Source organism: Psychrosphaera sp. 1_MG-2023 (assembly GCF_030548245.1).
Taxonomy (GTDB): Bacteria; Pseudomonadota; Gammaproteobacteria; order Enterobacterales; family Alteromonadaceae; genus Psychrosphaera; species Psychrosphaera algicola.
Genome location: NZ_JAUORW010000002.1, coordinates 216,474 through 243,065 on the forward strand (window position 1 = coordinate 216,474; position 26,592 = coordinate 243,065).

At 39.6% G+C, this 26,592-nt stretch carries 27 protein-coding genes; 19 read left to right on the plus strand and 8 right to left on the minus strand.

Annotated features, from left to right (window positions below):
• Positions 1–410 precede the first annotated feature (410 nt).
• Positions 411–2,501: a hypothetical protein gene (locus tag Q4575_RS02525; RefSeq protein WP_303521237.1), complete on the plus strand. Its 2,091-nt coding sequence runs from the start codon at positions 411–413 to the stop codon at positions 2,499–2,501.
• Positions 2,502–2,578: 77 nt separating this feature from the next.
• Here the strand turns inward: Q4575_RS02525 and Q4575_RS02530 are convergent, their stop codons facing one another.
• Both Q4575_RS02530 and Q4575_RS02535 read right to left on the minus strand, forming a co-directional pair.
• Positions 2,579–3,127, minus strand: a complete 549-nt coding sequence (locus tag Q4575_RS02530; RefSeq protein ID WP_215963367.1) for a YajG family lipoprotein — start codon at positions 3,125–3,127, stop codon at positions 2,579–2,581.
• Position 3,128: 1 nt separating this feature from the next.
• Positions 3,129–4,289 (minus strand): methyltransferase, encoded by a 1,161-nt coding sequence (locus Q4575_RS02535; RefSeq protein ID WP_303521238.1) that lies wholly within the window; start codon positions 4,287–4,289, stop codon positions 3,129–3,131.
• A 63-nt stretch (positions 4,290–4,352) separates the two neighbouring features.
• On the opposite strand from Q4575_RS02535, the gene Q4575_RS02540 reads away from it, so the two are divergent.
• Both Q4575_RS02540 and Q4575_RS02545 read left to right on the plus strand, forming a co-directional pair.
• Positions 4,353–4,964: an alpha-ketoglutarate-dependent dioxygenase AlkB gene (locus Q4575_RS02540; protein WP_303521239.1), complete on the plus strand. Its 612-nt coding sequence runs from the start codon at positions 4,353–4,355 to the stop codon at positions 4,962–4,964.
• Between the two features lie 102 nt (positions 4,965–5,066).
• Complete coding sequence (locus Q4575_RS02545; protein ID WP_215963370.1) at positions 5,067–5,381, plus strand: BolA family transcriptional regulator; 315 nt, start codon at positions 5,067–5,069, stop codon at positions 5,379–5,381.
• A 104-nt stretch (positions 5,382–5,485) separates the two neighbouring features.
• Here Q4575_RS02545 and Q4575_RS02550 read toward each other — a convergent pair whose 3' ends face one another.
• Positions 5,486–5,929 (minus strand): hypothetical protein, encoded by a 444-nt coding sequence (locus tag Q4575_RS02550; protein ID WP_215963371.1) that lies wholly within the window; start codon positions 5,927–5,929, stop codon positions 5,486–5,488.
• Positions 5,930–6,276: 347 nt separating this feature from the next.
• Between Q4575_RS02550 and Q4575_RS02555 the strand changes: the two genes are divergently transcribed.
• The 12 genes from Q4575_RS02555 to nqrM all read left to right on the plus strand — a co-directional run bounded on the left by Q4575_RS02555 (position 6,277) and on the right by nqrM (position 18,092).
• The gene (locus Q4575_RS02555) at positions 6,277–6,828 is read left to right on the plus strand and encodes a TRAP transporter small permease subunit (RefSeq protein ID WP_303521241.1); all 552 of its coding nucleotides are present in this window, start codon (positions 6,277–6,279) and stop codon (positions 6,826–6,828) included.
• Positions 6,829–6,830: 2 nt separating this feature from the next.
• Entirely contained in the window at positions 6,831–8,195 is a 1,365-nt protein-coding gene (locus Q4575_RS02560) for a TRAP transporter large permease subunit (RefSeq protein ID WP_303521242.1), read from the plus strand.
• A 20-nt stretch (positions 8,196–8,215) separates the two neighbouring features.
• The gene (locus tag Q4575_RS02565) at positions 8,216–9,313 is read left to right on the plus strand and encodes a TRAP transporter substrate-binding protein (protein ID WP_215963373.1); all 1,098 of its coding nucleotides are present in this window, start codon (positions 8,216–8,218) and stop codon (positions 9,311–9,313) included.
• A gap of 113 nt (positions 9,314–9,426) precedes the next feature.
• A complete protein-coding gene (gene fabV / locus Q4575_RS02570; RefSeq protein WP_215963374.1) occupies positions 9,427–10,617 on the plus strand; it encodes an enoyl-ACP reductase FabV in 1,191 nt (396 codons plus the stop codon).
• Positions 10,618–10,973: 356 nt separating this feature from the next.
• Positions 10,974–12,314 (plus strand): Na(+)-translocating NADH-quinone reductase subunit A, encoded by a 1,341-nt coding sequence (locus Q4575_RS02575; RefSeq protein WP_215963375.1) that lies wholly within the window; start codon positions 10,974–10,976, stop codon positions 12,312–12,314.
• 2 nt (positions 12,315–12,316) lie between these two features.
• The gene (locus Q4575_RS02580; protein WP_303521243.1) at positions 12,317–13,519 is read left to right on the plus strand and encodes an NADH:ubiquinone reductase (Na(+)-transporting) subunit B; all 1,203 of its coding nucleotides are present in this window, start codon (positions 12,317–12,319) and stop codon (positions 13,517–13,519) included.
• Positions 13,512–14,276 carry a Na(+)-translocating NADH-quinone reductase subunit C gene (locus Q4575_RS02585; RefSeq protein WP_215963377.1) on the plus strand — a complete coding sequence of 255 codons (765 nt, stop codon included), beginning with the start codon at positions 13,512–13,514 and terminating at the stop codon, positions 14,274–14,276. Before Q4575_RS02580 ends, Q4575_RS02585 begins: the two co-directional genes overlap by 8 nt.
• Positions 14,277–14,278: 2 nt before the next feature.
• A complete protein-coding gene (locus Q4575_RS02590) occupies positions 14,279–14,902 on the plus strand; it encodes an NADH:ubiquinone reductase (Na(+)-transporting) subunit D (RefSeq protein WP_215963378.1) in 624 nt (207 codons plus the stop codon).
• A 5-nt stretch (positions 14,903–14,907) separates the two neighbouring features.
• Positions 14,908–15,531, plus strand: coding sequence for an NADH:ubiquinone reductase (Na(+)-transporting) subunit E (gene nqrE / locus Q4575_RS02595; RefSeq protein WP_215963379.1), 624 nt, complete (start codon positions 14,908–14,910; stop codon positions 15,529–15,531).
• 60 nt (positions 15,532–15,591) lie between these two features.
• On the plus strand, positions 15,592–16,815 hold the full coding sequence (gene nqrF, locus Q4575_RS02600; RefSeq protein ID WP_215963380.1) for an NADH:ubiquinone reductase (Na(+)-transporting) subunit F: 1,224 nt from the start codon (positions 15,592–15,594) through the stop codon (positions 16,813–16,815).
• A gap of 124 nt (positions 16,816–16,939) precedes the next feature.
• On the plus strand, positions 16,940–17,857 hold the full coding sequence (locus tag Q4575_RS02605) for an FAD:protein FMN transferase (RefSeq protein WP_303521244.1): 918 nt from the start codon (positions 16,940–16,942) through the stop codon (positions 17,855–17,857).
• 4 nt (positions 17,858–17,861) lie between these two features.
• A complete protein-coding gene (gene nqrM / locus Q4575_RS02610; protein ID WP_215963382.1) occupies positions 17,862–18,092 on the plus strand; it encodes a (Na+)-NQR maturation NqrM in 231 nt (76 codons plus the stop codon).
• Positions 18,093–18,166: 74 nt separating this feature from the next.
• Here nqrM and Q4575_RS02615 read toward each other — a convergent pair whose 3' ends face one another.
• Positions 18,167–18,766, minus strand: coding sequence for a thymidine kinase (locus Q4575_RS02615; protein ID WP_272180851.1), 600 nt, complete (start codon positions 18,764–18,766; stop codon positions 18,167–18,169).
• A gap of 268 nt (positions 18,767–19,034) precedes the next feature.
• Between Q4575_RS02615 and Q4575_RS02620 the strand changes: the two genes are divergently transcribed.
• The 4 genes from Q4575_RS02620 (at position 19,035) to dinB (ending at position 22,913) form a co-directional block, all read left to right on the plus strand.
• Positions 19,035–20,471: an MFS transporter gene (locus tag Q4575_RS02620; RefSeq protein ID WP_215963384.1), complete on the plus strand. Its 1,437-nt coding sequence runs from the start codon at positions 19,035–19,037 to the stop codon at positions 20,469–20,471.
• A 323-nt stretch (positions 20,472–20,794) separates the two neighbouring features.
• On the plus strand, positions 20,795–21,007 hold the full coding sequence (locus tag Q4575_RS02625) for a cold-shock protein (protein ID WP_272182582.1): 213 nt from the start codon (positions 20,795–20,797) through the stop codon (positions 21,005–21,007).
• 317 nt (positions 21,008–21,324) lie between these two features.
• Positions 21,325–21,498 (plus strand): hypothetical protein, encoded by a 174-nt coding sequence (locus Q4575_RS02630; protein ID WP_215963386.1) that lies wholly within the window; start codon positions 21,325–21,327, stop codon positions 21,496–21,498.
• A gap of 344 nt (positions 21,499–21,842) precedes the next feature.
• Positions 21,843–22,913, plus strand: a complete 1,071-nt coding sequence (gene dinB / locus Q4575_RS02635; RefSeq protein WP_215963387.1) for a DNA polymerase IV — start codon at positions 21,843–21,845, stop codon at positions 22,911–22,913.
• A 13-nt stretch (positions 22,914–22,926) separates the two neighbouring features.
• Here dinB and Q4575_RS02640 read toward each other — a convergent pair whose 3' ends face one another.
• Genes Q4575_RS02640 through Q4575_RS02655 form a run of 4 tightly spaced genes read right to left on the minus strand, consistent with a single transcriptional unit; the run spans position 22,927 to position 26,549 of the window.
• Entirely contained in the window at positions 22,927–24,054 is a 1,128-nt protein-coding gene (locus Q4575_RS02640; protein WP_303521245.1) for an ABC transporter permease, read from the minus strand.
• Positions 24,051–24,980, minus strand: a complete 930-nt coding sequence (locus Q4575_RS02645) for an ABC transporter ATP-binding protein (RefSeq protein ID WP_215963389.1) — start codon at positions 24,978–24,980, stop codon at positions 24,051–24,053. Before Q4575_RS02645 ends, Q4575_RS02640 begins: the two co-directional genes overlap by 4 nt.
• On the minus strand, positions 24,973–25,932 hold the full coding sequence (locus tag Q4575_RS02650) for an HlyD family secretion protein (RefSeq protein WP_272180848.1): 960 nt from the start codon (positions 25,930–25,932) through the stop codon (positions 24,973–24,975). The genes Q4575_RS02645 and Q4575_RS02650 overlap by 8 nt, the downstream gene beginning before the upstream one ends.
• On the minus strand, positions 25,929–26,549 hold the full coding sequence (locus Q4575_RS02655; protein WP_215963391.1) for a TetR/AcrR family transcriptional regulator: 621 nt from the start codon (positions 26,547–26,549) through the stop codon (positions 25,929–25,931). Before Q4575_RS02655 ends, Q4575_RS02650 begins: the two co-directional genes overlap by 4 nt.
• Positions 26,550–26,592: the final 43 nt, after the last annotated feature.

Genomic DNA, 26,592 nt, shown 5'->3' on the forward strand with positions numbered 1-26,592 from the left:
AAAAGGGTAACAATAAAATATTATGATATTCAAATAGCATTCTACTCGTTTTAAATGCTACTCATGTTTTTCTAAGGTTAGTAATTGTTTTGTGACGTTTTAGTTTATGTAGCTTGTTTTAAGTTGATGATTAATTTAATTTTGTTGAACAATAATTTTAATAACTTTTAGTATCTATTTTATTCGATTACGAAACAGCTTCGTAGTGTATTGAAATACTTAATTTAAATTTTGATAGAAATTACCAAATTAAATAAATGTTAAAAATTGCGCTTTTTAAGCGGAGTTTACAAACACATTTAAATAAAGTAATGTTTTTATTCGATTAAAAATTAAGCAAACCAATAATAAAAATAAATTGTTAAATTATGCAATTCGATGGCGTAGATATAACTAAATTTAAATATCTGATGTGGACGTTAGTATCACGAGCTGGTGATCCTAAGTTGTCGACTTTAGTTCAGCACACCGCAAAAAAAGCGACGTTTTCTGAACGGATGGCAATACTTAAAGGGATTAATCATATTGGTGAGCCCTGCGCACGCGTCTTGGATTTTAGAATTTATTTCTATGAGATGTGTAAGTCTTTCGAATGTAATGGTATTCGTCACTTCCTTGACCCTGAATCAATAGATGTATTTAACGCCCTGCTAGATAAAACAGAGGGCAGATACACACTAGGTGTTTACGAAGAGCTGAGCAATTATGCCAAGCGCCGATATGCTCGCTTACCCGAAAGTGAGAAAGAAACGGGGCCTGCGATTGACACTAAGCTGATCCAATTGAACCGCAGAAAGATCAAAAGCATTAGAGAATGTGGAATAAAACACGACGTTTCTGAAGATGATATCGATATTAATGCGCTAGTAGATAGCATTGAACAGCGGGTGTTAGAGCAACATTATTTAAACAATAACAAATCTGTGTTTTATACCCTTGATAACGGATTAAATAATTTTAAACCGCTCTCGGTATTTTTAAGTGATTCCAATTATACATTTTGGGAGTCGCTACAAATAGATCAGCATTCCTGTGTCGTTAGTGCACTCGTTCTCAAACCGGAGTTTCAAGCGGTTTTATCCCAAAGCCAAAACATTACTAAATTTTATCTCATTAAGAAGTTACTGGTTAACGATCAAACCGATTTTGTCGCAGTGGATTTTACCAAGTTGTCTTTGGTGTTAGCAGAGCACCCAGAATTACAAGACGCGCTCACAAGTGAAGAAGTGCGACTAATTAAAATTGATATTATGTCGACACATATTCGAAGTAATATCGAAGCGCCTTCGGTTTTAAATTCGCAAAATAATATCCGCCTGCAGTCGATCAACAAACCGCCATCTCGAGACGTCACAACATTGTTATCTAGCAGTGACAAATTGCTGTCTGTGAGTGATGTGTCTGATATGTTATGGAACTTAAACTTGTTGAAGCCTTATGCTAAACAAGACAACAGTGAGAGCTTACCTGTTTCACTTCTGCAGTACGTCATAAGACCCCGGATGGCTACTCAAAAAATCAGCGTTGCGGTAAATAATAATAACGACTGCCGAATGGAGGATAGATTCCACTGCAATACTACGTGTATCGTTATTCACCGTAAAACCAAAAAATCATTTGTTGGCAAGACCCTCAACTTCTCAACTAAAGGTTTGGCTGTTAAATTTGACGAGTCGTTAGACTTTAATGCAAACGATGAAGTGCTTGTTACTTTGCCTAGCGTCAGCCGTCGAATGAACCGAACCGTTAAAAACCAAACTTATAGTGTCATTGAAGGCGACGGCACACTGCTGAGATTAAAAGTTGAAGGAGTGGCAAAAGAGCACCAAGGTCGTCAGTTACTTAGCGATTTTCTTCAACGTTATTGCGGTCAACTTAAAGCCAGCGGCAAAACGGAGGACATTTTAGGGTTAACTCAAGCCTTGCGTTCAGTTGTAAGTGCGAACCATGAAAGCATGCCATTTACCTATGTTATGGATAAGCGTACAAGTTTTATTGAACATTTAGGAGTTGGCAACATATCAATTTCTAACTTAGAGAAAAAAGATTATTTTCATGATTTGCAGCGACTTGCATCAAGTAAGATGTTTGCTGAATATGTAAAAAACCTATATTGGCAGTTATCTGACGAAGTGCCCGAAGTCACAGGTTACATATTATTACTGCCTAGTATCACCACCCGCAGTGGCAAACAACATATGTTTTGGGTTGAAGATTTATTAACATTAGAAAAACAAAAGACTGGTTTTGATTTCATCTCCCAATTAGGGAAAGTTACTAAACCAGCCGTTTTGGCTATCCGGTTATGCCAACCAAAACCATTAAATGATAAATATTTTATCGATGAGTACCATCATTTAGAAAGAGTTCACCCGGTTGCTGTTGATGGCCTGTCTTGTGGCGACGATGCAATAATGGCCTACGGTGAAGTTTCAGAAATAACCGAATTATTCAAAATAGAACAACCTGAATTTGAAGAAGAACTGTTGATAGAAATCTGATAACTAACAGTAAACCTAGCCAAACAGCAACAAAAAAGCGACCGTAGTAGATCGCTTTTTAGATCTATAAATTGTTTTTAGTGGCTCAACGCAGCATTAAATTCAGGGTCTTCTAATGTGCGAGACAACAAGGTGTTTGCCATTTTATTAAGATGTATTTCAATCTCTGACTTGTCCATATTGAGTGGACCATCTTGCTTAATTGTTGTTTGGTAGTTTTTAATCCAACTAAATCCATTCTCACCAGTGATTTTCGCTTGCCATTCCATTACAGACTCGGCTTCAAATTGCATAGTTCCCTGCATTACGTAGGTCGCATAATTTAAAATTTCAACAGTGAAATCCAATCGCCCACGGGGATTAACGGTCACTGAGTCGTTTAACCACGTGGTTAATTGCGACTCCAAATTGGGATTAGGAGGGGTATCTACCTTATTAATGACTGCTAATGTTTTATTACTTCTAGAGTCAACAACGGTAGCGCTTTTTACGCTCATCATTGGTTTGTTGATTATCGTATCGGGAAATATCAACATAGGTTGAGATGTTGGCGTTATACACGCAGACAAAAAGCCGATAACGACTGAGGTTAATGTAACGCGAATTACAGTACTTAAAACTGACATCTTATGCCCTCTTTATGCAGTGGTAGATTGAGAATTTTTTATTTTGTGCATGAACTTTAAATCCACCGAACATCTTTTTCAAATAACTTTGATAAGGTAAGTGGTTATTTGCAACAACATATAGCGAGGCACCAGGTTTAAGAGCCAATAATGATTGTCTAAACATCTGCTTAGCAATATGTTCCGTTAATGTGTTTTGCTGATGAAACGGAGGGTTACACAATATTACGTCAACACATTCGGCTTTCTGTTTAGTTAAACAATCATCCTGAATAAAGTCGCATCGCGAGAATTCATCAGGGAATGTTTGGGCAATATTGTGTTTAGCTGACTCAACCGCCATATAAGACTCGTCGACAAAACGCAGTGAAATTGGTGTTTCACTTTGGGTTGTTTGTTTCAAAACAGCAAGACCTAACAGACCATTGCCACAGCCTAAATCAACCACTTTCTGATCCGAGGTAAACGTCGGCAAGTTCTCAGCAAGAAAACGCCCACCTATATCAAGTCCGTCATGACTAAATACGTTAGCATATGCGCCAATTTGAACCCCTTGCTCTGGCCATTCAATGTAATTTAAACGGTCTTCAACAGGAGATATTTCAGGTTCTGATGTACCATTGCTCTTAAGTGTGCCAAATATAAGTCGACTTTTCTTTTTCGCTAAGCTTGTTTTAACGTTGTCGCAATACTTTTCAAAAATACTCATTATTTTTGATGTAACTTGTGTTGTTTTACCACACGCTACGATTTCAACAGCTTTATTGTTTTGTGCTAACAGTTGCAATTGGTCCTGTAAATACGCGACACTTTTAGTGAGTTTTAGAATAACCACATCGCGACTTGGAATTGGCTCAAGACTGTTGCAAAAAATAGGGTCAACAATTTTATTCTCGGCACCATTCTGTATTGTTGCAAGTTCGCTAACACGTGAGTCAGTCACTGAAACTCGATTAAACTGATTAAGTGCAGTGGCGATAGCGCCAAATTGGTCATTTAATATCGTGATGTACTTTTCTGCAGGATAGGTGTTTGCAACGTATTCGATAACAAGTTCGTCAGCGCTGTCCCATGCTTGTAGAGCAGCATCGTGTTGATTCTTTGGGTATCGAAACAACGAGTATTCGCCGGTTGCGCATTGCAGTGTGGTATTGAGTGGCATAGTGGCCCAGTTAATTATGAAGCAATAAAATATGATTGTCCCATTGCTATGAGGTGAAGTAAATTGCAACAGGAACTATTTGACATAAATTCGTTAATAAAAGCTGATTTAGGGGCGTTATCGCCTTGGGTCGAATATCGTCCGAACTGGCTATCGAATCAAAGTGCAGACTTATTCGCTACGTTAAAAGCTAAAGTACAATGGCAGCAACCTAAGATTCATGTCTATAATAAATGGCATATCATACCCAGAATGCAAGCTTGGTATGGAGACGAAGGATTGACCTACCGTTATAGCGGCGTTGACCATCAATCCGTTGGTTGGCCGCAAGCATTGAATACGTTAAAAAATAAATTGATGGAAGATACCGCTTTTAGTTTTAATTCTGTTTTATTGAATCGCTACCGAAACGGTGAAGATAAAATGGGCTGGCATGCTGACAATGAGGCAGAATTAGGTAAAGATCCGGTTGTCGCCATTATTTCACTTGGAGCCGCAAGAGAAATCCAGTTTAAGCAGTTAAAAAGTAAATCGGTTAGTAGCATCTCGCTCGAAGACGGCAGTTTATTATTGATGAAAGCGGGGATGCAGTCTCAATTCCATCATCAAATCCCAGTCAGAAAAAAAGTGTCATCAGAACGGATTAGCTTAACGTTTCGGTTTATAGTGCAGTGAGCTGCAAATAAGACACTATATCCTCTACTCAAAAATTATTATTAATATTCTCTAAACCCGATAGAATACCGGTCACGAAACTAGGATTAACACGATAAAATTATGCAGATCCAAAACAGAATTACAGACAAACTAACAAATGCGTTTTTACCGTTACATTTACAGGTCGAAAACGAAAGCAATAATCATAATGTGCCTGCTGGCAGCGAATCTCATTTTAAAGTGGTAGTTGTGAGTGAGTTATTTGATGGTAAGCGACTGATTCAAAGACATCGTTTAGTTAATGCATGCCTTGCAGAAGAGTTAGCGAATGACATTCATGCTTTAGCAATCCACACATATTCTGAAGCGGAATGGCAGGAAGTAAATGCAGCGCCAGAGTCTCCCGATTGTCTCGGTGGCAGTAAACTGGGTTAGTAAAAGTGGTTAGGTGGTATAAGTTTAGTACGACAAGCGGTTGGGTGCTCGTCTGTACTAAAACTTATACGCATGAACTAATATCTTTAAACATTTAATAATGTTTATGCTTTGTTGTATTTACGAGCAAAGCGTTTGATGTTAATACCGTTGCAGATATAGCTAGTAACTTCTAGGCCACCGGCTTTAATTGCTGCATTGATACCTTCTTCAGCTGCAAGTACGCATATTTGAGATGCATCATCCTGAACTTTGGCTTTAAATACATACTCTACTTGTTCAGCTTCTACTTGTTCAACTTGCGTTTTGAACTTTGCTGCAAAACGACGAATGCTTGTACCATTGCATTCTGTTGAATTGAAAGCGCCGTCGGTATTTAGTCCACTAAAGCGTGCGGCTTTCTTGGCTGCTGAAATTCCCTGTTCTGCGGCGATAACGCATAAATTAGTAACTTGTGTGTCATTTACGGCGACAAATTTATAGTCAGTTGACATTGCAAATGAATTTGCGCTCATTAGTGTGGCTGCTGCTAAAAATAACTTTTTCATAATATTCTCCCAAATAGTAAAGTTATAACTCTTTAAAACTAGAGTTATTATACTAATTAACTTGAGTCTGTAAACTAAATTACGTAATAAAATTACATGATAGTTACTTTATTGATAGATTATTTAAATTAATCTGTGAATTGTGTAATAAAGTTACAAAAAAGATTTTTTAACCCCATAGTTTAATTTTTTTAACTTGTGTGGCATACATAAGCTTAAAGTTGCCTCTTTGCGATGAGTTTAATAAAGTACTGCCGCAATCCTGCTATTTGGTCGCGTTTAACACTAGACGAAGCGGAATTACGCGGTAGAGTCGATAACAAAATAAATAACAAATAGGTGACTCCTTGATTTCCCAAAATCGTATTGCTTTTCAATTTGTAACCCTATGTTATAAATTTTCTAATCTAGTTGGGCGTACTATCGCTTGGCTGACACTTACAATGATGTTGCTCATGACCTCAGTTGTTATCTTGCGCTATGCCTTTAATGTTGGCTCAATTGCCATGCAAGAAGGCGTAATGTATTTGCATGCATTTGTTCTAATGCTTGGCATGGCAACAACCCTAAAAAACGACCAACATGTTCGCGTTGATATTTTTTATCGAAGAATGAGTTCCAAACATAAACAATCTATCAATGTAATTGGACATTGCTTATTTCTAATCCCGACCTGTATTTTTATCTTAATGATGAGTTGGGATTATGTTTTACAATCTTGGCAAGTTAGCGAAGGGTCACAAGAAGCCGGTGGGTTACCGATTGTTTACTTACTTAAGTCACTTTTATTCATTATGCCTTTATTATTAATCCTGCAGGCGTTGGCTGAAGTAGTAGAAATACTTACTAACAAATATGGACCCCAACAAATAACCCAAATCACAGATAAGGAGGCTTAAAGATGGAATGGTTAAGTCTTTTGATGTTTATTATAGTCTGTGTTGTGCTGATGTTTGGTTATCCTGTAGCGTTTTCTTTGGCTGGGACGGCATTGATCTTCGCTGGTTTTGGTGTGTTATTTGATGTTTTTGATGGCTCGTTGTTAAGCGCACTACCTAGTCGGTTGTTTGGCGTGATGACAAATCAAACATTACTTGCCGTTCCGCTATTTGTTTTTATGGGCGTCATGCTCGAAAAATCAAAAATTGCTGAGCAGCTATTGTTAAGTATGACTCAAGTATTTGGCCGTTTACCAGCGGGAATGGGCATTGCTGTTACTTTAGTTGGTGCCCTAATGGCGGCAAGTACCGGAATTGTCGGCGCAACGGTTGTTACGATGGGCTTGTTGGCAATACCTACAATGCTAAAAACAGGCTATAAAGAAAGCTACGCGACGGGCGTTGTTGCAGCTACGGGTACATTAGGTCAAATAATCCCACCATCAATTGCACTCGTACTACTTGGAGACGTTTTATCTAATGGTTATCAACAGGCGCAATTAGCCCAAGGTAACTTCTCACCCGAAACAATTTCAGTAGGGGATCTGTTTGCTGGTGCTATTGTACCAGGGGTGATACTAGTGGGTTTGTATCTATTATATTCAATATGTATTGGCCTTTTTAAGCCGGAATGGACACCAAGGCAAACAGACGTTGAAAAGGTATCAGTGTCGGTACTAATTAGCAGTCTAATCCCGCCGTTAGTGCTGATCTTTTTGGTATTAGGTTCGATTTTATTTGGCGTTGCGACACCAACCGAAGCAGCCGGAATTGGTGCTTGTGGCGCTATGCTCATTGCGATGACAAAACGCAGTTTAACCCTAGGGACGTTAAAAGAGGTAATGGCTTCAACTGTTAGCGTAACGTCAATGGTATTTATGATCCTCATTGGCGCGTCTATATTCTCGCTTGTTTTTCGCGGATTTGGTGGTGAAGAGTTGATCCATAGTTTGTTTCAAAATATGCCTGGTGGCGTATTTGGCGCAATCTTAATCGTGATGGTGGTAATATTTTTACTCGGCTTTATATTAGACTTCATTGAAATTACCTTTGTAGTTGTACCATTAGTTGCTCCGGTTTTGTTTATGATGGGCGTAGATCCAATATGGTTAGGAATAATGATCGCAATAAACCTTCAAACTTCATTTTTAACCCCCCCGTTTGGCTTTGCATTATTCTATTTGCGCGGCGTGACACCAAAATCTATTCCTACCACCGCTATATACAAAGGCGTAATACCCTTTATTATTATGCAAATTTTTATGTTAATTGCCTTGGCGATATGGCCGGAATTAGCAACTGCACTTCCAAACTATATATATGGTTAGAGATAGATAAGGAAAAGTTGATGAAAAAATTAGTAGGAAAATTAATAGGCTTAGCGTTTATATCTATGCTGGCGGTATCTTGCGGTGGCGATAAGCAGTCATCTGGCGATGTTGTTAAAAGCCAAAAAACTTTTAAGTGGAAATTAGTGACAAGTTGGCCTAAAAACTTCCCGGGCCTAGGCACTGCACCAGAAAACTTTGCCAAACTTGTCAATGAGATGAGTGGCGGACGATTAACCGTAAAAGTCTACGGCGCTGGTGAAATTGTCCCTGGCTTTGAAGTTTTTGATGCTGTATCGCAAGGCACAGCGCAAATGGGCCATGCAGCATCGTATTATTGGAAAGGTAAAATGCCTGCAGCACCAATATTTACCGCAATACCATTTGGTTTTAACGCTCAAGAAACGAATGGCTGGTTGCATTATGGTGGTGGCATCGAAATGTGGCGTGAATTATACAAACCATTTGGCGTGATCCCGTTTGCTGGCGGTAATACCGGTGTACAAGCCGCGGGGTGGTTTAAAAAAGAAATAAATAGCGTAGCGGATTTGCAAGGTCTCAAAATTAGGATCCCCGGCCTTGGTGGCGAAGTGATGAAAAAACTTGGTGCGGTACCAGTGGCTTTAACTGGCGGTGAATTATTTACGTCTTTGCAGTCAGGAGCGATTGATGCAACAGAATGGGTTGGACCATATAATGACCTTGCATTTGGGTTTCATAAAGTCGCTGAACATTATTATACCTCTGGGTGGCACGAGCCGGGGGCAATGTTAGAATTTACTGTCAATGAAAAAGCGTATAATGAGTTGCCTAAAGACTTGCAAAAAATAGTGGAAGTGGCGACCCGTGCTATAAATCAAGATATGTTGGATGAATATACGGCACGTAATAATAATGCGATGGAAACGCTAAAAAACAAGCATGGTGTTGTGTTTAAGTCGTTTCCAAATGACGTGATGGCGGCTTTGAAGCAAGCTTCAAATGAAGTGATTGCAGAGCAAGAAGCGAGTGATGAAACGTTCGCTAAAATTATGAAATCATATCGACAATTCCAACTACAAGTCTCTGAATATCATAATTTGTCCGAAGTTGAATATTACAAAAATAGAGAACAATAAGATAAATTGAAAAGAATTGGGCTAGTCTGATCTGTTTTTAGTGAATGAACAGGTAAACTTGCCGCAAATTTTGAATGCTTATCAGCACAATACTCAGATAGGAAATTATAAAGATGGTTATTAAACCGAAAATTCGTGGATTTATTTGCACTAATGCACACCCAGCTGGCTGTGCTGAAAGCGTTAAGCGTCAAATCTCATTTGTAAAAGAGCAAGAGTTTGCTGCGAACGGACCAAAAAATGTATTAGTCATTGGTGCATCAACAGGTTACGGCCTAGCATCGCGAATCGTTTCTACGTTTGGACATGGTGCAAATACATTGGGTATTTTCTTTGAAAAAGAAGGCACTGAAAGAAAAACAGGTTCTGCCGGTTGGTACAACACCGCCGCTTTTCAACAAGCTGCAGATGAGGCTGGTATCTATTCAAAAAGTATTAACGGCGATGCATTTTCTAATGAAATAAAAGCAAAAACGATTGAAACGATCAAAGCTGATATGGGCAAAATCGATTTGGTCGTTTATTCACTTGCCTCTCCACGTCGTACTGATCCAAACACGGGCGAAACATATTCTTCAACACTAAAACCGATTGGTAATAGCGTCACCACTAAAAACTTAAATACGTCTAAACGTATTATTGATGAAGTTTCGGTAGAAGCAGCAAACGAAGATGAAATTGCAAATACAGTTAAAGTCATGGGTGGCGAAGACTGGGAAATGTGGATTAATGCATTAAAAGATGCTGATGTGTTGTCTGAAGGGTTCAAAACAACAGCTTATACCTATATCGGGAAAAAGCTGACTTGGCCAATCTACGGTCATGCAACTATTGGTAAAGCGAAAGAAGATCTAGACCGAGCGGTCACAGCAATCCGCACGCTTACTGAAGATCTTAAAGGTGAAGCTTATGTTTCGTCGCTTAATGCCGTTGTCACCCAAGCGAGTTCGGCAATTCCGATTATGCCACTATATATTTCAGCACTTTTCAAAGTGATGAAAGAAGACGGTACTTACGAAGGCGTAATCCAACAAATTTCTGCATTGTTTAGAGAAAATTTATATGGCGATACACCTCGCTTTGACGATGGTGGTCACTTGTTCCAAAACTACAAAGAGCTTGAAGACTCGGTACAAGAGCGAGTACAGGCGGTGTGGGACAGTGTTGATACCGACACAATTGACGAAATGACTGACTATGTTGGCTACCATCAAGAGTTTTTGCACTTGTTTGGTTTCGACTACGACAACGTTGATTATGATGCCGATATAAACCCAGTGGCAGAAATTGCTAACGTCATCTAACCTTAGAGCCAATTGCTAATTAAAAACCGAGTTTTGACAAAATACTCGGTTTTTTTATGGAATTGGATTTATCCCAATTAAGATATCTATTTGGGATTCTACGTTGAATTTTAACTGAGTGGTTGATTTTTAGCCTACTAATTAGGGTGTTGAGACGCAAATAATGCAAATTTGCGATAGGCAAAAAGGCCGATAAGATGCTACAATTTGCGGCTAAATGATGTAGGTGGGTTACGCTTACAAAAAATAAAGATTTTACGGCATTTGATAGTGCATCGAGTGCTAGGCAGTTAGATAGGAAATTTGATTGCCAAAAAGATTCCATTTCTTCCAACTTAAAATTAGTGCATATGCGTATGATCAACATAAAAAAAGGTTTGGATCTGCCTATTGAAGGCGTTCCACAACAAGCCATCCACGATGGTCCAGCAGTTAAAACTGTTGCTACGCTTGGCGAAGAGTACCATGGCATGCGTCCTACGATGCATGTTAAGGTCGGCGACAGTGTAAAGAAAGGTCAGGTTCTTTTTGTAGATAAAAAGAATGTTGGCGTGAAATTCACTGCCCCTGCAGCCGGTGTAGTCAAGGAAATCAACCGTGGCGAGAAGCGTGTACTTCAATCAGTAGTGATCGAAGTTTCAGGCGACGAGCAAGTCACATTCGCAAAATATGAGCCTAGCGAGCTAGCTTCTATTGAACGTGACAAAGTGGTTGATAATCTAGTCGAATCAGGACAATGGGTTGCGTTACGCACTCGTCCGTTTGACAAGACACCTGCCTTAGACAGCACTCCGTCATCAATCTTTGTTTCAGTAACAGACACTAATCCGCTTGCTGCGGACCCAGCTGTCGTTATTGCAGAGCAACAAGAGCTATTCAATGCGGGTTTAACCGTGTTAAGCCGATTGACTGATGGCAAAATTCACGTATCGAAAAAACCAGGTGCAAACATTACAGCTGAAGCTCCAAATGTTCAATTGCACGAGTTTGGTGGTAAACACCCAGCTGGTTTGGTTGGTACCCAGATGCACTTCATTGATGCAGTTTCTGCAAGCAAAGTTGCTTGGCATGTAAACTATCAAGAAGTGATAGCAATTGGTCACTTGTTTACAACAGGTGAATTAAGCAGTGAGCGTATTATCGCTTTGGCTGGCCCAGTTGTTAAAAATCCTCGTTTGATCCGCACAACTGTGGGCGCATCAACTGCAGATATTACGGCAGGTGAATTAGAGAGTGGTGAAAACCGCATTATCTCTGGTTCAGTGTTAAGTGGTACTTCAGCGATGGGCGTACACGGATATTTGCATCGTTATCATTTGCAAATTTCTGTTATTGCGGAAGGCCGTGAAAAAGAATTTTTGGGTTGGGCTATGCCTGGTTCTAATAAATTCTCGGTTACTCGTGCATTCCTAGGCCATTTAACGCCTAAGAAGCTTTTCAAAATGACAACTACGACAAATGGTTCTGACCGTTCAATGGTGCCAATCGGTAACTATGAACGCATCATGCCTTTAGACGTACTACCAACATTGTTATTACGTGACTTGATCTCTGGCGACACAGATTCAGCACAACAATTGGGTTGTTTGGAATTAGCAGAAGAAGATTTGGCACTTTGTTCATTTGTTTGCCCTGGCAAATATGAATACGGTTCGATTCTTCGTGATTGCTTGACCACGATTGAAAAAGAGGGCTAATCATGGGTCTTAAAAGTTATTTAGAAAAAATTGAACCTAATTTCGAACCAGGTGGAAAATACGAAAAATGGTATGCTCTGTATGAAGCAGCTGCGACTATTTTCTATACGCCTGGTCTTGTTAATAAAGGTCAAACCCACGTTCGTGATAGCGTTGATTTAAAACGTATTATGATCATGGTGTGGTTGGCATTATTCCCAGCCATGTTTTTTGGTATGTTTAATATTGGCCATCAAGCGGCTGATGCTTTAGCTGCCGGATACTCATTACCTGACACATGGCAGTTTGGGCTGTTTGAAGCATTAGGCGGATCACTCGCCGGTGACTCAGGCTCCCTGATGAAAATGTTCTACGGCGCTTGTTTCTTCCTACCTATCTATGCAACGGTTTTCCTTGTTGGTGGGTTCTGGGAAGTTGTATTTGCATCAGTGCGTAAACATGAAGTAAATGAAGGTTTCTTTGTTACTTCAATTTTATTCGCGCTTATCCTTCCAGCGACTATTCCACTTTGGCAAGCGGCACTTGGTATTACCTTTGGTGTTGTTGTTGCAAAAGAAATATTTGGTGGTACGGGTCGAAACTTCTTAAACCCTGCATTAGCGGGTCGTGCGTTTTTGTTCTTCGCTTACCCTGCCGAAATTTCAGGTGATGCAGTTTGGGTTGCCGCTGACGGCTTCTCTGGTGCAACTATGTTAAGTCAAGCAGCCGCTGGTTCGTTGGACTACAATAACATTGCGCTTTGGACTGAAGCATTTTACGGCTACATTGCTGGTTCTGTAGGTGAAACATCAACACTTGCCTTGTTAATTGGTGGTTTGTTTATTATTTATCTTCGAATTGCATCTTGGCGCATTGTTGCCGGTGTTGTAATAGGTACAATTTTAACGGCAACTGCATTTAATGCGATTGATAGTGCGACTAACCCAATGTTTCAAATGCCTTGGCATTGGCACGTTGTTGTTGGTGGTTTTGCACTTGGTGCATTGTTTATGGCAACAGATCCAGTATCGGCGTCATTTACTGATAAAAGTAAATGGGCATACGGCTTGTTAATTGGATTCATGGTTGTAGTTGTTCGAGTTGTGAACCCTGCATTCCCTGAAGGCATGATGTTAGCTATTTTATTCGCTAACTTATTTGCACCATTGTTCGACTACTTTGTGGTTCAAGGTAACGTAAAACGGAGGCTAGCACGCAATGTCTAATAATAAAGAGACTTTTGGCAAAACGGTTGGTTTCGTATTTGCTGTATGTATCGTTTGTGCGGCGCTGGTATCAGTGTCTGCGGTACAACTTAAACCTCGTCAAGTAGCCAACAAGCTACTTGATAAACAAACTCTAGTACTTGAAGCTGCAGGCTTACAAGACAAAGCAGCTGGTAACATTGTTGCAACATATAATAAATATGTAGAAGCTCGTATGATTGACCTAGAGACTGGTAAATTTGTTGAAGGTAATCCTGATTTATTCGAAGAGCGTCGAAATGCACGTGACCCGAAAAAATCTGAAAAACTTGCAAATGACCCTGCAGGTATTAATCGTCAAGCAAACGAAGCTGTTATTTACTTGGTTCATGACGATGCCGGTAAAGTTGCTTCGATTGTATTACCAATTGTAGGTTCAGGTTTATGGGACTTAATGTATGGTTATGTTGGTCTTGAGGCTGACTTAAACACAGTTAAAAATGTTGTTTATTCAGACCATAAAGAAACTCCGGGACTAGGCGCTGAAGTTATGAATCCTAAGTGGAAGGCATTATGGCCTGGCAAAAGGATTTACAACGGTAAAGGTGAGCCTGTGGTTAACTTAGTTAAAGGTGGTGCAGATGCTAATGATGTTCACGGTGTGGACGCGTTATCGGGTGCAACATTAACAAGTAACGGTGTGACTCGTACATTGCAATTCTGGTTTGGCGAACAAGGTTATAAACCATTTATCGCCGCTAATCGTGGGAGCTTGTAATCATGTCTTCAGATGCTAAAAAAGTTTTATCTAGCCCTATTGTTGATAACAATCCAATCGCTTTACAAGTTCTTGGTATATGTTCAGCACTAGCGGTGACGAGTTCTATGGCAAACGCGCTAGTTATGACTCTTGCAGTTGTAATGGTAACGGCGTTTTCAAACTTATTTATCTCTACTATTCGTAACCATATCCCATCAAGTGTACGTATTATTGTGCAGATGGCGATTATTGCGTCTTTAGTAATTGTTGTAGACCAAGTATTGAAAGCATTCTCTTATCAGTTATCAAAAGAACTTTCGGTATTTGTTGGCCTGATCATCACAAACTGTATCGTTATGGGACGTGCTGAAGCTTTTGCTATGAAAGAAAAGCCGATGGTAAGTTTCTTAGACGGTATCGGTAATGGCTTAGGTTATGGCTTTATCTTGATGTTAGTTGCATTCTTCCGTGAGTTATTTGGCTTTGGTACTATTTTCGGAATCGAAATTTTACCACTAGTTCAAAACGATGGTTGGTATCAAGCTAATGGTCTTTTGGTATTGCCATTCAGCTCTTTCTTCATCATAGGTTTGATCATTTGGGCAATTCGCCAGTGGAAACCTGAACAAGTAGAGAAGGATTAATCGAAATGGAATATTATTTAAGCCTTTTGGTTAAAACGATCTTTATCGAGAATATCGCGTTATCGTTTTTCCTTGGTATGTGTACATTCTTAGCAGTCTCTAAAAAAGTGAGCACTGCGATTGGTTTAGGTGTAGCCGTTATTGTCGTATTGGGCATAGCGGTACCAGCTAACCAAGTTATTTATCAAAGCATCTTGGCGCCAGGCGCTTTAGATGGTGTTTTAGGCATTACAGACCCTACTCAATCTGTTGACTTAAGCTTCTTATCTTTCATTACTTTCATTGGTGTTATTGCGGCACTCGTGCAAATTTTGGAAATGGCATTAGACAAATACTTCCCGCCGCTTTACAACGCGTTAGGTATTTTCTTACCATTGATTACTGTTAACTGTGCAATTTTTGGTGCGGTTTCTTTCATGGTTGCCAAGAACTTAGGTTTTGTTGAAAGTGTTGTTTACGGTATCGGTTCAGGTATCGGTTGGGCGCTTGCTATCGTATTGTTGGCAGGTATTCGTGAGAAAATGAAATATTCAGATGTGCCAGATGGCTTAAAAGGTTTGGGTATTACGTTTATTACTGCAGGATTGATGGCGTTTGGCTTTTTATCCTTCGGTGGTATCTCGCTTTAAGGTTAATGTCGGCCTCGTGTTTTTACATGGGGCCCTTAGATAAAAAATAAGGAAAAGTCGATGGAAATCGTTCTCGGCGTATCGATGTTTACCGCAATCGTAGTAGCTTTGGTGTTAGTTATTTTAGTAGCTAAGTCAAAACTAGTATCGACCGGAGATATCACAATTTCAATTAATGGCGACGCTGAAAAATCAGTTGTAGCCTCTGCTGGCGGCAAGTTACTTAACGTCCTAGCTGACAAAGGGATCTTTATTCCTTCAGCTTGTGGTGGCGGTGGTACATGTGGTCAGTGTCGTGTACACGTCCATTCAGGTGGTGGCGATATTCTTCCAACTGAAGAAGGTCACATTACTAAACGTGAAGCTAAAGAAGGTTGTCGTCTATCTTGTCAGGTAGCGGTTAAACAAGATTTAGATATCGAATTAGAGCCTGAGATTTTTGGTGTTAAGCAATGGGATTGTGAAGTTATCTCTAATGATAACAAAGCAACCTTCATCAAAGAGCTTGTATTAAGAATTCCTGATGGTGAGTCAGTTCCGTTCCGTGCCGGTGGTTATATTCAAATTGCAGCACCTGCGCATCACATCAAATATTCTGAATTTGACATTCCTGACGAATATCGTCCGGATTGGGAACGTTTCAACTTCTTTAGCATTGAGTCTAAAGTAGACGAAGAAACGATCCGTGCTTATTCAATGGCCAACTACCCAGAAGAAGAAGGCATTATTATGTTGAACGTGCGTATCGCTACGCCGCCACCTAATAACCTAACACTTCCAGCGGGTAAAATGTCATCGTTCATTTGGAGCCTTAAAGAAGGTGACAAAGTAACGATTTCAGGTCCGTTTGGTGAATTCTTTGCCAAAGACACAGACGCAGAAATGGTCTTTGTTGGTGGTGGTGCTGGTATGGCGCCAATGCGTTCACATATCTTTGACCAACTACGCCGATTAAAAACCGACCGTAAGATGAGTTTCTGGTATGGCGCTCGTTCTGCCCGTGAAATGTTCTATGTAGAAGATTTCGATATGCTTGCTAAAGAAAATGACAACTTTGAATGGCATGTTGCTTTATCTGATCCACAACCAGAAGATAACTGGGAAGGGTACACTGGTTTCATTCATAACGTATTGTTTGAAAACTACCTACGTGATCATGAAGCACCGGAAGATTGTGAGTTCTACATGTGTGGTCCTCCAATGATGAACGCTGCCGTTATCAACTTGCTTAAAGATTTAGGCGTTGAAGACGAAAACATCCTTCTTGATGACTTTGGTGGTTAACCCCCTGATGTCATTAAAGATGTTAAAAACAATTTGGCTAGCCCTGGTAGGGCTGGCCTTTTTGGTTTCTTGCACACAGCAAACTGAGTCTGAGGTTCAGCCTGTTCTTTTGCAGGGCAAAACCATGGGTACGACCTTTAGTGTTAAGTTATTCCCAACACAAGACGACATCAATCAGCTTAATTTGTATGAGTCAGTAAACAATGAGTTAATTAGAATTAACCAACTCATGTCGACTTATATTGCAGATTCTGAACTAAGCAAATTTAATCAAACAGAAGCGGGTAAACCGTTTGAGTTTTCAGCGGATAATGTTGAAATTTTGACAAAGTCTTTCGAGATTAATCGCGAGTCAAATGGTGCGTTTGATGTAACGGTTGGGCCTATTGTAAATTTGTGGGGCTTTGGTCCTAATGGCCGAATTGAAACTCGCCCAAGCGACGCAGATATTGCAAACGTTAAACATTTTGTCGGCATAGACAAAGTTTCGCTGACAGGTAATGTGGCAGTTAAAAAGCATAAAGACGTTTATGTTGATTTTTCATCAATTGCTAAAGGTTTTGCTGTTGATAAAATTGCTGAATATTTAGAGCGAAATAACATTACCAATTACTTAGTGGAAATTGGTGGTGAAATGCGTCTTTCAGGCCATAAACCGTCAGGAGAATTATGGACGGTAGCGGTCGAAAAACCGGTGACAAATAGACGCGAAGCTCAGTTGATATTTAGTCCAGGCAATATTGGTATGGCTACGTCTGGTGATTATCGTAATTATTTTGAAGAGAATGGTACTCGATTCTCACATACGATTAACCCAGAGACTGCAGCACCAATAACGCATAAGTTAGCTTCGGTAACCGTATTACATAGTTCTGCGGCAAGTGCAGACGCTTACGCTACGGCTATTAATGTTTTAGGTCCCGTTAGCGGTGTTGAATTTGCAGAGAAAAATGGTATCGCGGCTTACTTTCTAATTAAAACGGATAATGGATTTGCCGAAGTTTTGTCGACGGAATTTAAAAAGTTGATTGGTAAAGGCTAACAGAATGTTAAAAGTATTTTTATTGACGTTTGCGCTGCTTTTGATTGTGTTTATCGCTATGTCGGTAGGCTATTGGATCAAGCAGAAAACAATTGCAGGCAGTTGTGGTGGTTTAGGTGCGTTAGGAATTGCTAAGGCATGTAATTGTGACAACCCTTGTGATAAGCGACTTGAACGTCAGAGATTGGCGCGAGAAGAAAAAGAGCAAGCTTGGAAAGATAACCAAATTATTTAATGAAAAGCGCCGAAAAGGCGCTTTTTTATTGGTTTAACGCAATGGTTGTGAAATTAGTTCAGTATAGAAGTGATTTAAGCTGTTGACGTCAGTTGTCCTGTTTCAAACGCCTGTTTAAAATGTTTCCGGCATAAGCTCATATATTTATCATTTCCGCCAATTTCTACTTGATCCCCTGAAGAAACCACGTGCCCATCTTCACCATACCTAACCACCATATTGGCCTTTTTGCCACAATGACAAATTGTTTTTAGCTCGACAAGCTTGTCAGCCCACGATAGTAAGTATTTACTACCTTCAAATAACTCACCTTGGAAGTCTGTTCGAATTCCATAACACATAACGGGGACGTTTAGTTTATCGACAACATCGGTAAGTTGTTGTACCTGATTTTTTGAAAGGAATTGAGACTCGTCGACCAACACACAGTGCAATGCTCTATTTTCTTTGATTTTAGATATCTGCTGAAATAAATCGGTGTCGCTGTTAAAAATATCGGCAGGTTGGCTTAAGCCAATTCGAGAACTCACAACGCCTGTTGCGGTGCGGTCATCTATTGCAGCAGTAAAAATGGCACTGTACATTCCTCTTTCAACATAATTGTAAGCTGATTGTAACAAAGACGTCGATTTTCCAGCGTTCATTGTAGAGTAGTAGAAGTATAGTTGCGCCATGTTTTTAATATTCTCGATAAAAAGTGTTCTTCGCCGTCATGGGAGTTTACCTACTAACTGCTCGGAAATAAATTATTTGATTGGTAGCCTAAAACCACTTTGGTCACTTTAGTTTTTGCGGTCAATTCGACTTGTTGAAATGAAATGTATTTTTGCTCTTGGGCATGACCTCTTTGCATACGTATGGATGACCAAAAATTCAGTTCTTCTGTCGACTGCTATAAGAAATACGGTAAATTACCGTATGAATTTAACAAGAGCACAGTAAATGTTGAGTATCCAAAAGAAGTTGTCTGCACCGTTTTATATGTTGTTAAGCTTGCCATCCACAGCTATGGGGTTTGCACTATCTGTTCAAATTTCAGCATTGAGTTGGTTGCTGAGCACACAATATGGCCTCGATATTCATGAAATTGGTATTGTTTGGGCCGCCGGTCCAATAGCCGGTATTTTAGGTCAAGTTATTGTTGGCTTTATTAGTGATAAAGTTTGGTTTTGGAATGGCAGACGAAGACCATTTATCATTATTGGCGGCGTATTAGCGTCACTATCTCTATTAGCCTTACCGAATATCGGCATCATAAACGAGTCTTTGGGTCATGTTGGCTTAATGGCCGTTGCTATAGCCGTTGCTCTATCCCTCGACTTGTCTATAAACGTTAGCTTTAACCCTACACGATCAATAATTGCTGACGTTACTCCAGCAGGGGAGCAGCGCACATTAGGTTATACTTGGATGCAAACCATCTCCGGAACCTTTGGCGTACTAGCCTATGTTATCGGCGGATTTTGGAACAATTTTCTACTTATTTACTTTGGTGCTGCACTCGTCCTGCTATTTTCAGTTATACCCGCATTGTTTATCGAAGAGCCTAAAGTACTTGAAGGTGAGAACAAAGAAGCGGATGTAAAATTTTCTTGGTATGAAGTACTTAGCGATATAAAGCCACTTTGGGGCTTTTTAGTTTATTCAATTTACGCCAGTGTTTTACATTTAACTGGTTTTGAAGTTAAGCACTATTATTTCGAAATATTGGCCTTGCTCATCACCTTGTATTTCGTATTTGAAACACTATCGAAAAATGAAAACGACTTTTCTGAATCTGACGCTAAGCACTTAGGATTCAAAAAGGTATTGGCGGCACACTCATTCTCATGGATTGGAATTCAAACGATGTTTGTTTTTTGCTATGCGTTTTTGCAAGAAAAAATGTCGACGCTCACTACGGAGGAATTAGGCCAAACAATTTCGTACAGCTTTGCCATTTTAAACGCCGTAGCTGCACTATTACCCGCTTTGGTTTTAGGACCCTTAGCCATTAAGTTTGGGCGTATTCAAGTCCATGCCTATGCATTATTGGTGACCGCAGTTGCGTACGCTTTGATCGCATTTTTTGCAACGACACCGATGATCATGTATCTCTTCATGGCGTTAGCTGGCATTGGTTGGTCTGCAGTTGTAAGTTTACCCTTTGCGATTATGTCAGAGCGTGTCGAAAACGCTAAGATGGGCTTGTACATGGGGTTATTTAATTTGTCTGTGGTTTTACCGCAACTTGTGGTTTCGTTGGGGGTGAGTCTATTCCTAAATAAAGCAGATGATAAAAGCATGGTCTTTGTGGTCTGCGCGATTTCAATGACGATCTCGGCAGTCTCGTGGTTAATGATCAAAGAGAAGCCAGTGCCCGATGTCAACGCGAACTAAATAGGTTAATTTGTTGTAATAAAAGGATAATTAAATGGATTTTTTGACGGGACTAAAGATCCATTTATTCATATGAACTAATAATCTGTCTATTATTTATCCTTTATTCTAAAATAGGGCTTTTGTTTTATAATAGTTATGCTATTATACGTCGCGCTACAGATGCAGTATTTATTTTGTTATCCGCTTTAGTTACACCAGTAAACCCGTTTTTTAATATTATATTGAATTCAGTTTTACCCAAGGCACTATCAATTAAGTAATTTCTTTAGCTCGACCGGTCAGAAATGACCATTCAATTTAATATTTAAAAAGGTAAGATTATTATGTCTACTACTACTGGCACAGTAAAATGGTTTAACGAAGAGAAAGGTTTCGGATTTTTAACTCAAGAAGGCGGCGGTAAAGATGTATTCGTACATTTCCGTGCTATTGCTTCTGAAGGTTTCAAAACTTTGACTGAAGGTCAATCTGTTCAATTCACTATTGAACAAGGCCAAAAAGGTCCTCAAGCATCAAACGTTGTTGTTATCTAATTTTAGATTTTTCTAAAAATAGTTAATAATTGAAAGGTCGAGTAAATTTTTACTTGGCCTTTTGTTTTATAGAGTGTTATAAAACCACTCAAGATTGTGTTTACCCCAAAGTTCTTCTTTTCTGTATAACTTTTTAATGCATTGATTTGACATTAAAAACGTATTGTCTTTATTGAACTCGTAAAATAATCCGAATTAGTCATGCTTGTAATTTTTCACAGAATAATTTTGTGCGGAATTTACTTAGTCATGTTTCTGTAATAATTGGTGGCTAAACTGGCCGCTGTTTTTTAATAATATAATAAGAAATTAAATTTATGTCATATACCTATAACGGTGAGCAATTAACAATTGTGCAACCACTACATTCAATTTCAGTTAACAACAACAAAGTTGTGTTTTCTGATCAGTCAGGCCCTAAACATTTAACGTTGGCCAATACCAAAGAAGCAAAACGCTTTTTAAACTGGTTAGTTCAAGAGCGATCTTAACTAACCGGCTGTACGGTATTACTCTCGTTTACTGTTATTAACTCTCACTCATATCCTTCAAAAATTTTCGTTCAAATTAATTCTCAACGGCTTTACTAAACAAGCTGATTGGCTTGCAGTTCATTCCAAATAAATTTCGCGATAATGTGCCTTAAACTTATTCGTTTTAATCGTTGTTTAAATAACGATACGAATAAGTAGGTTACCTTAGTCGTTTTTCAACTTCTTAATTGCAAACTTATCAATCTAGATTAAAAAACTGCACTTTGACTGTTTGTTTATACAGTGATATTTTGTAGCTATGGGCCAGTGAGCATTAAATTTAAACAGACAATATTCTAAATATGAGCATCAACCGAAAAATTATTCATGTCGATATGGATGCGTTTTATGTCAGTGTCGAGATAAGAGATAACCCGGCTTTAGTGGGGTTGCCTGTTGCAGTTGGTGGAAATTCTGATAGGCGAGGTGTCATAGCCACGTGCAACTATGAGGCACGAAAATTCGGTGTACGGTCTGCCATGGCAACTGCAATGGCCCTCAAAAAGTGTCCTAATTTAGTGATAGTTCCGGGCCGGATGGCTGAATATAAAGAAGTTAGCCGTCAAATTAGAGAGATATTCGAGTATTACACCCCACTAATTGAACCTTTATCATTGGATGAAGCGTATTTAGATGTTTCCGATTGTACGGAGTTTCAAGGTTCCGCAACCCTCATTGCCCAGCAAATAAGACGTGATATCTTTTATAAAACGGGTTTAACCGCTTCCGCTGGTATTGCACCGGTCAAGTTTCTTGCAAAGGTCGCGAGCGATGAGAATAAACCAAACGGACAGTTTGTAATTACGCCGGACCAAGTAGTTGAATTTGTTAAAACCATGCCGCTAGAGAAAATATCGGGTGTAGGCAAAGTTACATTAAAAAAATTACACGACGCTGGGCTCTTTGTCGGGGAAGATGTCAGAAACTCTAAAGAAGTGTTTTTATCTCAATTGCTTGGAAGTTACGGCGCCGTTTTATGGGCACGTTGTCAAGGCATTGATAACCGAGGGGTAGAGACTGAACGAGTTCGAAAATCCGTTGGTGTTGAGCGGACTTTCAGTGAAGATATTAAGGATCTATCTGTATTGAAGCAGATAATGCATGAAAAACTCATACCTGAACTTAAAAAGCGTGCCCAAAGCTATTTAGACAAGCGACATATTGGCAAGTTAGGCGTTAAGTTAAAGTTTAATGACTTTGTTGTCACAACTAAAGAGCAAAAACATAATCAATTTGATGTAGCGACGTTTGAATCGCTTTTAGTGGAGGCGTTAAGTCGTGGCGAGGGACGAGCCGTTAGACTATTGGGTGTTCATATTGGACTAGAAGATTCGGTGGTCGACGCTATTGAACAGCTTAGCTTATTTGGCTAATGGCCTTAGCTGCTTAATCCAACGTTGTTCTATACCTGGCAATTGCCACAATTCCAATCAAGACAATAAACCCGATTAACGCGTAAAACTCATTCGCGAGATGGGAAAAATCCGCCGCTTTTAGCATAACTCCCCTGACAATCCGCAAAAAATGCGTTAAAGGTAACATTTCACCGATAAGTTGAGCCCACTGTGGCATTCCTCTAAACGGGAACATAAATCCTGACAACAGCAGTGACGGTAAAAAGAAGAAGAACGTCATCTGCATTGCCTGCATTTGTGTTGTTGCGATTGTTGAAAACGTAAAACCTAAACATAAGTTAGCCAACAGAAAAATAAGGATTGCGGAGTTAAGGATCATAAAACTCCCTAGGAAGGGCACTTCAAATAAGAAACTGGCGGCGGATAAAATGATGGCGGTCTGTATGAGTCCAATGAGGACATAGGGAGCAATTTTTCCAACCATAACCTCAAATGGCTTAACCGGCATAGCTAAAATATTTTCCAAATTGCCTTTTTCCCGTTCTCGTGTCATTGCCATAGAGGTGATCATGACAGAAGTCATAGTTAAAATAACACCGAGCAATCCTGGTACGATGTTGTACTGAGTAATGCCTTGAGGGTTGTATTTTGGGTGAATAATTACATCGACATTTGGTTTAGTAGACTTCAGAAAGTTTAAAGAGCCGACAAAATCATGATTCAATGCTTTGCTAACAATTGCAGACGCTTTGGCAATCGCATTCGATGAAGCTGCAGGATCAGAAGCATCTGCAGATATTAACAATTGAGGCATTTCCTGGCGGACCAGTTTTTTTGTAAAGTCTGCTGGGATCACAAGTAAAAACGTAATTTCACCTTTTAAGAATAAGTCATCAGCTTGTTGGTAGTTACTCACTGCAGTAACAACATCAAAATATTCGGATAATTTAAAGCCCTCAACAATGGTTCTAGAATGTTGGTCTGGTGCTTCTATAAATACCGCTGTTGGCAAACCTTTTGGATCATTGTTGATGGCAAAACCGAACAATATTAATTGCATTATTGGAACACCGACCATCATCGCAAATGTCATTCTGTCGCGGCGCATTTGGATCATCTCTTTAGACAATATCGCCCAAATCCGAAATAAACTGTTCATTGGTAGTCTCGCTTATCATTGCCTACAGATGTCATAAGTGAAATAAACACGTCTTCTAAACTAGGGGTGATTTTTTGCCAATCTAGTGAGTCGAATGGCGCTCGTTTTATAACGTTTTCGATTGCTACTGTATTTGTGCTACTAATATGCAGGGCGGCTCCAAAGTATGAAACGTTTTCAATGTCATCTTCCGCTTTTAGCGCCGAGGCAAATTGCCTAACACCTTTATTGATCGAAACGTACGTTGTTAAGTTAGAGGCCGCAATGACATCTCGAACCGTTCCCTGCGTGATAAGTTTACCGTGGGCAAGATAGGCAATCTGGTCGCATCGTTCAGCTTCGTCCATGTAATGCGTCGAAACTAAAATGGTGATCCCTTGATTTGTCAGCTCATGAATTTGGTCCCAAAATTCTCGACGGGCCTTAGGATCCACGCCCGCTGTTGGTTCATCAAGCAGCAATAATTTAGGATTATGCATGGTCACAGCGGCAAGTGCTAAACGTTGCTTCCACCCGCCAGAAAGATCACCTGCTAGCTGGTGTTGTCTTTGAGTTAAATCTAGCCTTGCTATTACGTCATCAACTTTGGCTTTACGATTTGGCAGGTTGTACATTCGAGATACAAAATCTAGGTTTTCTCGAATTGATAAATCTTCCCAGAACGAAAATTTCTGAGTCATATAACCGGTTTGTAATTTTATCTTTTCAGCTTCGGTTATGATGTCTAGACCTAAACAGGTTCCTGAACCTTGAGTTGGTGTTAATAGCCCACATAACATTCTGATAGTCGTTGTTTTACCTGACCCATTAGGCCCGAGAAAGCCCCACACCTGGCCTTTTGGAATTTGTAATGCGACGTCATCAACCACGCGAGTTTTACCAAACTCTTTGACTAATGATTTAACATCAACCGCAAAGTCATTCATGGAAACTCACATCCACTGGTTGTCCAATATGTAGCTTAGTGGCGGGCGCTAATTGTGCCTCAACCATAAATACCAATGAGCTTCGAGAGCTTTGGTTATACAAAACCGGCGGTGTAAACTCTGGCTCCTGTGCAATAAACTGGACTTTTGCTTTATGGGTTTGAGTATCGTTATCTAGATTGATATCGACATATTGACCTACTTTCACGCGACTCAGTTGGCTTTGTTCGACATAAAACCTGACTTTTTGGGAATCGTTAATTAATACTGAAACAATTGGTTGCCCTTGTTTAACATACTCACCATGTCGCTGAAAAACTTGCTCTACAACACCGCTGTTTTTAGCGCTCAATATTCGTTTTGAATGTAACCATTGGGCCTTTTGGAGCTCAATTTTTGCTACCTCAAGTTGTTGCTCATGACTCGTAATAACAGCGGGTCGTGCTGCCATTTTCATAACGTTTATTGTGTGATTGAGTGACGAAACGTTTGCAGCAAGTTGCAGTTGATAGGACTTAGATGTTTCCAATTCAGTTTCAGAAACTAGGTTTTTACGATGCAAATTTTCTAAACGTAGGTATTCACTTTTCGCTAAATCAAGCGCCAGTTGTTTTTGTTCCAATAAGTTTTGTTGTGCTAATAACTCTTCTTCCCGCGCACCACTTTGTATGTCTTCGAGTTGTGCTGCCGTCGACGCCAGTTGTTTTTCCGCCTGGGCAATTGCAAGACGCTGATATTCATCATCGAGTTGAGCAATGATAGAGTCCGGGCTGACGGTATCGCCTTCTTTTACTGATAAGTTTATTATCCATCCAGGTTCCGGAGCGGAAACGTAAAAGTAATTACCTTCTATATAACCGGTGTACGCTGATACAGGCGGTTGCTTAGAACAAGCGGCGAGAAATAAATAAAGCAGGAAAAATATACACTTAACGCTTTTGTTTGTGTTCATTCTGTTATCCCTAAAGCTTTGTAAATTATCAATTGATGTTGTTTTAATAATACGTCAACGGCCAGTGGCGGAGAGTTTTCAGCTTCGGATAAGACTTTCCAAACGACGGCAAAAATGACAGGTGCAACGATGAGTTTTGCGGTAAGTGCTGCATCGTCAATATTAACTTCACCTCGTTCTTTTCCGGCTTGTAATACTATGGTGATAGTAGACAGAACTTGGTCAATGATATTTTGTTTATAGGTTTTTATCACATCAGGAAAATCAAAGGCGTCACTGATCAAAACTTTAATTAACTTTGGTAATGGAGAATCAATAATAACTTTGGGGATAAACTCAAATAATTGGTCGAGAGCTTCTTTTACACTATTGTGGTTTGTCATTAATGATTGGATTTGTTGCGCCTTATGCATAGCAATATGCTCAACAGCGGATTCAAAAAGCGCTTTTTTTGAACTAAAATAAAGATATAGGGTGCCTTTTGATATTCCGCAGCGAATGGCGATATCTTCCATTTTTGTCGCTTTAAGGCCTTTTAAATAAAACTCGTCCAAAGCAGCAAATACAATTTGCTCTTTTCTTTGTTCTTTTTCGATTTCAGAAATTGCACGTTTCATTTTTATCGCTAGGTTATTCAAAGATGACATTATGCATTCGATT

What these genes read in the sequence shown, in the direction of transcription:
- Q4575_RS02550 (WP_215963371.1), bottom strand. Translation starts at nt 5,929, where the DNA reads ATGAAAAAGTTATTTTTAGCAGCAGCCACACTAATGAGCGCAAATTCA.
- Q4575_RS02565 (WP_215963373.1), top strand. Translation starts at nt 8,216, where the DNA reads ATGAAAAAATTAGTAGGAAAATTAATAGGCTTAGCGTTTATATCTATG.
- nqrE (WP_215963379.1), top strand. Translation starts at nt 14,908, where the DNA reads ATGGAATATTATTTAAGCCTTTTGGTTAAAACGATCTTTATCGAGAAT.
- Q4575_RS02525 (WP_303521237.1), top strand. Translation starts at nt 411, where the DNA reads ATGTGGACGTTAGTATCACGAGCTGGTGATCCTAAGTTGTCGACTTTA.
- Q4575_RS02650 (WP_272180848.1), bottom strand. Translation starts at nt 25,932, where the DNA reads ATGAACACAAACAAAAGCGTTAAGTGTATATTTTTCCTGCTTTATTTA.
- Q4575_RS02655 (WP_215963391.1), bottom strand. Translation starts at nt 26,549, where the DNA reads ATGAAACGTGCAATTTCTGAAATCGAAAAAGAACAAAGAAAAGAGCAA.
- Q4575_RS02560 (WP_303521242.1), top strand. Translation starts at nt 6,831, where the DNA reads ATGGAATGGTTAAGTCTTTTGATGTTTATTATAGTCTGTGTTGTGCTG.
- Q4575_RS02640 (WP_303521245.1), bottom strand. Translation starts at nt 24,054, where the DNA reads ATGAACAGTTTATTTCGGATTTGGGCGATATTGTCTAAAGAGATGATC.
- Q4575_RS02645 (WP_215963389.1), bottom strand. Translation starts at nt 24,980, where the DNA reads ATGAATGACTTTGCGGTTGATGTTAAATCATTAGTCAAAGAGTTTGGT.
- Q4575_RS02620 (WP_215963384.1), top strand. Translation starts at nt 19,035, where the DNA reads ATGTTGAGTATCCAAAAGAAGTTGTCTGCACCGTTTTATATGTTGTTA.
- Q4575_RS02530 (WP_215963367.1), bottom strand. Translation starts at nt 3,127, where the DNA reads ATGTCAGTTTTAAGTACTGTAATTCGCGTTACATTAACCTCAGTCGTT.
- Q4575_RS02590 (WP_215963378.1), top strand. Translation starts at nt 14,279, where the DNA reads ATGTCTTCAGATGCTAAAAAAGTTTTATCTAGCCCTATTGTTGATAAC.
- dinB (WP_215963387.1), top strand. Translation starts at nt 21,843, where the DNA reads ATGAGCATCAACCGAAAAATTATTCATGTCGATATGGATGCGTTTTAT.
- fabV (WP_215963374.1), top strand. Translation starts at nt 9,427, where the DNA reads ATGGTTATTAAACCGAAAATTCGTGGATTTATTTGCACTAATGCACAC.
- Q4575_RS02575 (WP_215963375.1), top strand. Translation starts at nt 10,974, where the DNA reads ATGATCAACATAAAAAAAGGTTTGGATCTGCCTATTGAAGGCGTTCCA.
- Q4575_RS02605 (WP_303521244.1), top strand. Translation starts at nt 16,940, where the DNA reads ATGGGTACGACCTTTAGTGTTAAGTTATTCCCAACACAAGACGACATC.
- Q4575_RS02585 (WP_215963377.1), top strand. Translation starts at nt 13,512, where the DNA reads ATGTCTAATAATAAAGAGACTTTTGGCAAAACGGTTGGTTTCGTATTT.
- Q4575_RS02615 (WP_272180851.1), bottom strand. Translation starts at nt 18,766, where the DNA reads ATGGCGCAACTATACTTCTACTACTCTACAATGAACGCTGGAAAATCG.
- Q4575_RS02630 (WP_215963386.1), top strand. Translation starts at nt 21,325, where the DNA reads ATGTCATATACCTATAACGGTGAGCAATTAACAATTGTGCAACCACTA.
- nqrM (WP_215963382.1), top strand. Translation starts at nt 17,862, where the DNA reads ATGTTAAAAGTATTTTTATTGACGTTTGCGCTGCTTTTGATTGTGTTT.
- Q4575_RS02545 (WP_215963370.1), top strand. Translation starts at nt 5,067, where the DNA reads ATGCAGATCCAAAACAGAATTACAGACAAACTAACAAATGCGTTTTTA.
- Q4575_RS02580 (WP_303521243.1), top strand. Translation starts at nt 12,317, where the DNA reads ATGGGTCTTAAAAGTTATTTAGAAAAAATTGAACCTAATTTCGAACCA.
- nqrF (WP_215963380.1), top strand. Translation starts at nt 15,592, where the DNA reads ATGGAAATCGTTCTCGGCGTATCGATGTTTACCGCAATCGTAGTAGCT.
- Q4575_RS02535 (WP_303521238.1), bottom strand. Translation starts at nt 4,289, where the DNA reads ATGCCACTCAATACCACACTGCAATGCGCAACCGGCGAATACTCGTTG.